Below are 7,110 nucleotides of genomic sequence, written 5' to 3' on the forward strand. Positions count from 1 at the left end.
AGAAAGAATGATGTATCGATATCAATTCGACCTTGTATTAGCAAAATGCCACATTGGCACGTCGTGCTGACTCGCAACTTTTATTTTGCTCAACTACGCTTTAGATAACTAAGAAGTACGCGAATAGAGGCGAAGATCATGGACTTGTTTGCGGATCAGCGTGACGACGCATCACCATCCCCACCAGAAACGAATCAGGCTTCCACCCACGAGCCATGGCGTATTCTGTTGGTGGATGATGATGATTTGATGCACGAGGTGACGCGCTTGGCGTTAACAGGGTTTACGTTTCAAGATCGCCCGCTCGAGATTTTATCGGCATTATCAGGGCAAGAAGCGAAAGACATTCTCGCAAAAGAGGAAGGTATCGCCCTGGCACTTGTGGATGTGGTGRTGGAAACCGAGCACGCGGGTTTAGATCTGGTGCGATATATCCGCGATGAGAAAAACGACCACGTGATCCGGTTAGTGTTGCGGACTGGCCAAGCGGGACAAGCCCCCGAAGATAGAGTCATCCGCGAATACGATATTGACGATTACAAAGAAAAAACCGAACTCACCACCCAAAAGCTAAAAACCTTACTCTACTCTATGCTGCGCTCTTATCGCGATTTGTGCATGATTGAGGAGCAAAAACAAGGATTAAAGCGGGTGATTGAGGCGTCGGCCAACGTCCAAAACACTACTAACCTGCAACACTATGCGACCGCGGTGTTGGAGCAACTTACCTCATTGCTACACATTCATGACTCAGCCTTTTATTGCGTCGTACAACCTCGCCCTGGCGCAGAAGAGTCACGCGCACTGACCCTCGCCGCGACAGGAGAATACGTTGACTGCTACAGCGAATGTGCATTTGAGAAGTTACCGAAAACGGTAGCAGAACGATGCCAACAAGCCCTCAATAAACAACAGAGTATCCAGTTTGATGATGGCTTTGTGCTGTTCCATCGTGATGAGGAAGATGTTGAGTTTCTACTTTACGTAAATCACGCTAAAACTCTCTCAGAGCTCGACCAACATTTGCTGAAAATATATATGCAAAACATTGGGCTGACGTTCGAGAACCTTAGCTTGATGGTAGATTTACGTGAAACTTCCAAAGAGCTAGTTTATAACCTCGCCAATGCAGTGGAAGCGCGGAGTAAAGAAACGGGGGCGCACGTGCAACGGGTATCTTTGTTCTGTGAACGCCTTGCAGAGCTTTACGGCCTGAGTGAGCAAGAGGCCACCATGATTAAACACGGATCGCCGCTGCATGATGTGGGTAAAGTCGCGATCCCTGATGCCATTTTGCACAAACCCGGTAAGCTCGACGCTGATGAATGGGAGATCATGCAAAAACACGTTGAATATGGTGTCGAAATTCTTAGCCATTCCAAACGCCGTTTAATTTTGGTTGCCAAAGAAATTGCCGCGACTCACCATGAAAAATGGGATGGCAGTGGATATCCCAACAAATTGGCAGGGGAAAACATCCCTGTCAGTGGACGGATTTCTGCATTAGCCGACGTGTTTGATGCACTCGGGTCAAAACGCTCATATAAAGATGCGTGGACTGATGACGACATTCGTAACGAGTTGATCGCACAGCGCGGCAAACATTTTGAGCCCAAGCTGGTCGACTTACTGATCGATAACTGGGACGACTTTATTGCAATCCGCGAAGCGCACCCAGACTAATCGTATGCTTTTACCCAACAATCAAAACGCGCCGTTTGAGCGCGTTTTTTGTGCGTGTTATCCAAAGCGATTGCTTATCCCAAAATGTGCTGACCAACGGTATCGTCAGCACTTAGGCTTTCATCCTCACGCCATCAATCAATGTTTTGCCACCGTGAAGAAGGCGTCAACGACCAGCGTTTCATTTCACTGGCACTATAAATCGCCCGCCCTTGGCGACCAATTTGAATCGGTATTGTGCTTGCATCTGCGCCAGCATGAATTTGTTTAACGAGCTCCCCCGCATGCTGGCCTTGTGACTCACCAAATAACACAACACCGCCCGCCGTCTTCCCTTTACCGACAGAAAAGTCCCAAAAGCCAAAGATCGGCAACTTTGCATGTTGGTTTGTCCAACTGAGTACTTGGTTGGCGTCGACATTGTTTTCTTCACTGTCCACTAAGGTTTGATATAGGCCAACAATAATTGCATCAAAGCCATCGCGTTTTGCGGCAGTAATTTCGCGCTGCCAACCTTGGAACGTCACAGCAGTAACGATATCAATTTCAATCCCTAAGCTACGACGAATTTGTTCGTACTGACGCAGTATATAATCAGCAGCAATTTCCGAAGTGACCCCCGAGTCGAACATCACTTTTACTTTGATGTTTTTCTTACCTAGCAGCATGCTGATTTCACGTACATTTCGCACAAATAAGGGTAATTCCAGTACGCCAGTTACTTTTGCTTGACCGTCATACTGGGCAAGCAAATGGCGAGGGTTAGAGTTAATACCTAAAAAAACAATCGAAATGGGCTCATCATAGAGCCTTGGCAACATGTATTTCAGCGCATTATCATCGCCGAGTACCACGATTTCAGGCTTTGCTGCTTGGTATGCGGCAAAGGCTTTATCCGCCTGCTTTTCAAACTCACGGGGTGGCAGCCGCTTGGTATCCATTTCAAAGCGAGATAGCGTGTAATCACTGCCCAATGCCTTTTCTAGACCAGCGATATAGCTTTTATCCCAATCATAGCCATAGTGATAGCTTTGAATCAGCATCACATTCGTGGCCCAAGCAGGGGCCGTTGCAAAAAGGAGTAAACTAATGAGTACTTTTATCAACCGGTGCATGATGAGCTCCATAGTAACCGAACCTTTTTAGTGTAGGCGAGCCAAGACAGATACCATGGGTATGACATCCTGTTTTTTCATCTACACTTAAATTTGATTCCGTTGCCATCGATGACTGTAGACGTATGAGCAAAAGCCATAAATTCGATGAAAGTATCCGTAACCCTTTCTTCAGCCTTGTTGGCCGTCGAATTTTGCTGATCATGATTTTTCTCAGCGGCTTCTTCACCATTTTCACCACGCTTTTGCAAACGTATTGGGACTATGACGAAGCATTCAACAATGTGGATAGCCGTCATTATGAAATTGAGAATATTCATGCCGATTTATTGGCAAGCTCGCTTTGGATTTATGATCTAAGCAGTGTGCAAGAGCGTCTGGATGGCTTGGTCAACCTTCCCCATGTCAATTATTTATCCGTACGCTCAGAGAACTATTTGTTCGACGCTGGAGAACCTGTCGAGGTCAGTAAGCTCGTCAATGAATACCCACTCGAATATGATGATCCAGACACAGGGCGTACACAGCGTATCGGGACGATTTATGTTGAATCGGACATCAATACGATATACACACATTTGATTCAGCAGTTTTTTCTTACTTTGCTACTCAACGCTATTAAGACCTTGCTAGTTTGTTATCTGATTCTACTGGTCTTTCATCACACTGTGAGCCAGCGCGTATTCCATGTTGCTCAATTTTTACGGGGCTACAATCCGCTAGACCCAGCACACAAAACGCTCACTCTGCCAAAAACGAAATACATCATGGAAAAGGAAGACGAGCTGGACTGGCTCGCAGTAGAAACCAACAAAATTACCGACAACATGTCAACGCTGTATCGAAAAATTATGTTAGAGCGAGAGCGCCTATCAGACTTTACTCATGTCTCCTCTGATTGGCTGTGGGAAACCGATGCCGACCTAAAACTCACTTTTTGCTCTGACCCGATGCGTCACGCTCTAGGTATCGAAGCCAAGCATTTTCCCTACTTACACGACATACTCAAAACGATTGGCTGTAACCAATTCATTGGCAATTTGCAGCGCCAGCAAGATTTTGCGATGTGTGAAGAAATCATCCAAATTGATAATGACACCCGCTATTTCGTCTTTCAGGCGCTCGCCCACTATGGCGTCGATGGTTTTCGTGGCTTCCGTGGCACTGGTATCGATATTACGGAGCTCAAAAAGACACAATTTGAACTCGAAACGTTAAACCAAAACCTCGAAGTCACCGTCGATGAGCGCACTCGCGAGCTACAAGAAAGTATGGAGCGACTAAAGGCGGCGCAGGATCAGTTAGTGGAGTCTGAGAAATTAGCCGCATTAGGGAGCTTGGTGGCTGGCGTTGCGCACGAAGTGAATACCCCGCTAGGCATTGCAGTCACCGCCTCCTCTGTGGTGAAAGAAATCACTACCACCCYCAATGCTGCGTTCAAAGAAAAGACACTGACAAGCACTCAATTTGCATCACTGATGAAACAAGTAGATGACAGTATCAACATGCTCGAACACAACCTGAATCGCGCCTCACACCTGATTCGTGACTTCAAACAAACTGCCGTTGACCAAGTTTCGGAGGCGCATACCGAATTTGATGTCAAAAAAACGATCGATGCGCTCATTGCAAGTCTGCATCCTGAAACGCGTAAAGTGCCCGTCGAGCCAATGGTGAAAGGAGAGGAAAAAATTATCATGCACAGCCTTCCCGGCGTGCTGACTCAAGTCATTTCTAATTTGGTGATGAACAGCATCAATCATGCATTCGACGATACCGACGCGCCACACATTCTGATTGAGTTTGAACGCCAAGATGAGCATCTCTATCTGTGTTACCAAGATAACGGCTGTGGCGTCCCCGAAGAGTTACATCAACGCATTTTTGAGCCCTTTTATACCAGCAAACGCGGTCGCGGTGGATCAGGGCTCGGGCTGAATTTGGTTTTTAACTTGGTCAAGCAAAAGCTTCAAGGCGAGTTACAGTTTGAATCGACGCCCGGTGAAGGCGCCAAGTTTATGTTTTTAATTCCATTGAACCTGGCCAATATCGCCTCACAACAACGCGAAGATACTCAGCACACAATAGGGAAGCAATGAGCCAACTGCAGAAGTTTGAGGAAAGCATTAGTCACCCGCTGTTCAGTATTGTCGGACGGCGGATCATCTTATTGATGGTGTTGTTGAGTAGCTTTTTTACCATTATGACCACACTGCTGCAGCTTTCATGGGATTATGAAGAGGCGTTCGATAACGTCGATCGTCGCCACTACGAAATTGAAAACGTCCATGCCGATTTAATTGCCTCCTCATTGTGGGTCTTTGACTTGGTGAGTGCACAAAACCGTCTCGATGGGCTCGTGAACTTGCCTTATATCGACTATCTGTCGATTGAATTCGATGGTGTTGTCCTTGATGCAGGTGAACCTATTAGCAAGAACAGTGTGATGAGTAGCACTGAGCTTATTTACTTTCATCCGGATACAGGGCGACGCATTGAGCTAGGTACGCTATTTATCGAATCGGATGCTCAAAAGATCTACGATATTTTACTGCGTCAATTCGTGATCACCCTGCTTCTTAACGGCATTAAAACCCTGATTGTCTGCGCATTAATTTTGTGGGTGTTCCACCAAAGTGTCAGCCAGCGGGTGTTCTCAATTGCCAAACACCTGCGTCATTTTGATCCGTTAGCCCCCATTCATCAGCCGCTGGAACTTAAGCATCGCAAGTTCATCATGGAAAAAGATGACGAACTTGACTGGCTTGCCGAAGAGACCAACAAAATAACTCTGCGTATGGCTAACTTATACCAGAGCATTATTCTGGAGCAGGAGCGCCTCGCAGATTTCACCAGCGCGTCATCCGATTGGTTATGGGAAACCAACGCAACACAACGTCTCACGTTTTGCTCAGATGCCATGCAGACAGCGCTTGATATTGATATACACAATACGCCCAAAATCCGCGATATCCCTTTACTCGCGAACTGTTACTCGTTACTTGGCCACCTCGAAGACTATGAAAACTTCACCATGTGTGAAGAGAAAATATTATTGAACAAGCGCCCTCATTACTTTGTTTTTCAGGGCATTGCCCACTTCAGCGATGAAGGATTTGTCGGTTTTCGCGGCACGGCAATTGACATCACCGAGCTAAAGCAAACCCAGCTTGAATTGCAATTACTAAACCAGAACTTGGAGAAAACCGTCAATGAACGGACGCAAGATCTGGAGCAAAGCATGGAGAATCTAAAAGCCGCACAGAACCAATTAGTGGAATCAGAAAAACTGGCCGCTTTGGGAAGCCTGGTTGCCGGTGTTGCACATGAAGTAAACACCCCACTCGGGATCGCGGTGACTGCCAATTCGGTGATTAAAGAGGCGGTAGCCACACTCAATCATGCCTTCGCGGACCAATCCCTCACCAGTCAACAATTTGAAGCCGTGATGAAGCAGATCGTCGATGGCTCCAACATGTTGGAAAATAACCTCAATCGTGCCGCCCGCTTGATTCGTGATTTCAAACAAACCGCCGTTGATCAAGTCTCAGAGAGCCGCAGTCAGTTTCGTGTTGTACAGGCACTAGACGCGCTAATGGGGAGTTTGCGCCCTGAAACGAAAAAAGTGCCCGTCGTCCCTATTATTGAAGGCGATGCCAACCTAGAAATGAGTAGCTTACCCGGAGTATTAACCCAAGTGGTATCAAACTTGGTGATGAACAGCGTGCGGCATGCGTTTGAGAATATCGATAGCCCTGCGATTCACATCAAGATCACTGATCTAGGCGAAGATGTAGAAGTGGTTTATACCGATAATGGTGTAGGCGTGCCGCCTGAACTGCATCAGCGCATTTTTGAGCCTTTTTACACCAGCAAGCGTGGCAAAGGAGGCTCGGGGCTTGGCCTTAACTTAGTGTTTAATCTGGTTAGACAAAAGCTTCAAGGCAAACTAAGTTTTGACTCAGATATCAACCAAGGCGTGACGGTGGTGCTCACGTTACCGAAGTTCTTACAAGTATCCGCCCAATCGGAAAGTGAAAGCGTTTCGCGATAAATCAGGACACCTCCTACACTGCCCCGTTTGTTTGCAGCAAGCGAAACTGGTGAAGAATGATGGCGCTTACACCCTCGCGCCCACCGGGGTTCAGCGTTCACCAGCTAAACAGCGTCGCAAGCCAGATACGGCATTAATTCGTCGAGTGATCCAAGAAACCATCGATACGATCCCAACTCAAGCGCTACTTGCTCGGGCAAATGAACGTCATCTTGATCTGGACACCTGATGCAACCGCTTATCCGTATACTCGTAAAG

General features: G+C 46.9%; 5 protein-coding genes. 4 read left to right on the plus strand and 1 reads right to left on the minus strand.

What is annotated here, in order from left to right; translation table 11 throughout:
* Window positions 1-138: 138 nt before the first annotated feature.
* The gene (locus tag BZG83_RS08435) at window positions 139-1,683 is read left to right on the plus strand and encodes a DUF3369 domain-containing protein (protein ID WP_077480106.1); all 1,545 of its coding nucleotides are present in this window, start codon (window positions 139-141) and stop codon (window positions 1,681-1,683) included.
* 134 nt (window positions 1,684-1,817) lie between these two features.
* Here the strand turns inward: BZG83_RS08435 and BZG83_RS08440 are convergent, their stop codons facing one another.
* Window positions 1,818-2,786: an ABC transporter substrate-binding protein gene (locus BZG83_RS08440; RefSeq protein ID WP_415752721.1), complete on the minus strand. Its 969-nt coding sequence runs from the start codon at window positions 2,784-2,786 to the stop codon at window positions 1,818-1,820.
* A gap of 137 nt (window positions 2,787-2,923) precedes the next feature.
* Between BZG83_RS08440 and BZG83_RS08445 the strand changes: the two genes are divergently transcribed.
* From BZG83_RS08445 to BZG83_RS08455, 3 genes are read left to right on the plus strand one after another with little or no spacing between them, the layout of a single operon-like run.
* Window positions 2,924-4,897 carry a sensor histidine kinase gene (locus BZG83_RS08445; protein ID WP_077480108.1) on the plus strand — a complete coding sequence of 658 codons (1,974 nt, stop codon included), beginning with the start codon at window positions 2,924-2,926 and terminating at the stop codon, window positions 4,895-4,897.
* A complete protein-coding gene (locus BZG83_RS08450) occupies window positions 4,894-6,852 on the plus strand; it encodes a sensor histidine kinase (protein ID WP_077480109.1) in 1,959 nt (652 codons plus the stop codon). The genes BZG83_RS08445 and BZG83_RS08450 overlap by 4 nt, the downstream gene beginning before the upstream one ends.
* A gap of 49 nt (window positions 6,853-6,901) precedes the next feature.
* Window positions 6,902-7,081 carry a hypothetical protein gene (locus tag BZG83_RS08455; protein WP_131825068.1) on the plus strand — a complete coding sequence of 60 codons (180 nt, stop codon included), beginning with the start codon at window positions 6,902-6,904 and terminating at the stop codon, window positions 7,079-7,081.
* Window positions 7,082-7,110: the final 29 nt, after the last annotated feature.

Origin of the sequence: Salinivibrio sp. PR919 (assembly GCF_001995355.1) — a bacterium.
Lineage (GTDB): Bacteria > Pseudomonadota > Gammaproteobacteria > Enterobacterales > Vibrionaceae > Salinivibrio > Salinivibrio proteolyticus.

Coding starts and splice junctions, on each gene's coding strand:
- BZG83_RS08450 (WP_077480109.1), top strand. CDS start 4,894: ATGAGCCAACTGCAGAAGTTTGAGGAAAGCATTAGTCACCCGCTGTTC.